The sequence below is a fragment of the Oleiphilus sp. HI0066 genome (assembly GCF_001635725.1).
Genome location: NZ_LWFH01000603.1, coordinates 1 through 943 on the forward strand (window position 1 = coordinate 1; position 943 = coordinate 943).

The following is a 943-nucleotide window of genomic DNA, read 5'->3' on the forward strand; positions in this document are numbered from 1 at the left end:
TATAACTCCCAAGAGCTTGGCTCTGCTTGCTTACCTTTAGGTGGCTCGCGCGTCCAGGTTTGAGTTTGCGGATCGTAGATTTCGGTGTCGTAGATCAGCTCGTCGGTTTCAGGGTTCCAGTCTTTGACTGCAAACACTTGCGTGGCGATATTTTGCTCTTGAATAAATTCCTCTATAAAAGCCCAGCTCTGGAGGATTTCAAGTGCTTCGGCGGTTTTATTGGAACCGCCACCACCAAGGTTAATGCCAGCCAATGAGGCAAGACCACCGAATTGACCTGCGAGTTTGCCAAGGCCGCCACCTCCTGCGGATTCTGCAGGGGCAAGTACAGCGGTGCTTTTATACATATTTGGGAGTGAAAGAGCGTAGAAGACGGAGGCAACAGAGAAGATGGCGGTGAAGCCGATGATGATCCACTTGCCGCGCATGAGGACACGCCAGAGTTCGAGGAGGTCTATTTCGTCATCGTAGGGGGGGTGCGATTGGGGCGCATGGCTAGTCCCGAGAATCGAGGGTTGTTGCTCTGACACTTTTTATTGCTTCCGTTACTGTAGTGTTCTTTTGTTTTCCGGCATAGCCGGTTGATATTTTTTCTTTTCAGGTTTCGCCTAAAGGCGAATTAAGGGCTTTGCGCCTGCAAAAGCCCTTAATAATCCAAAACGGCCCCTGCTCTTCGGCCCTTCGGGTTCGCTTATCACTTACTCAAAGCCGGCGCTGCGGAACTCACTCACTTCGTTCGCTCAGACAGTCCTCGCGCAAATCCGGTTTTTCCTTTCGTTCTTCGCCCTTAAGCCAAGGGGTTATTTGCTTCGATAGCATTTTGTGTTTACGAAGCTTCTATAATCTTGGCAGCTTCGTTCAATTTTTGTGTGTACGAGACTTCTGTATATCTATTCACTTCATTTTGAAGTGCGTTATTTGATTGCCATCAATATTAGCTGAG

Annotated in this window: 1 protein-coding gene; it reads right to left on the reverse strand. The window is 48.8% G+C overall.

Annotated features, from left to right (window positions below):
* Nucleotides 1-428 (reverse strand): Wzz/FepE/Etk N-terminal domain-containing protein (locus A3738_RS07880; protein WP_231876572.1); only part of this gene is annotated, 428 nt, incomplete at its 3' end.
* Between the last annotated feature and the right edge of the window lie 515 nt (nt 429-943).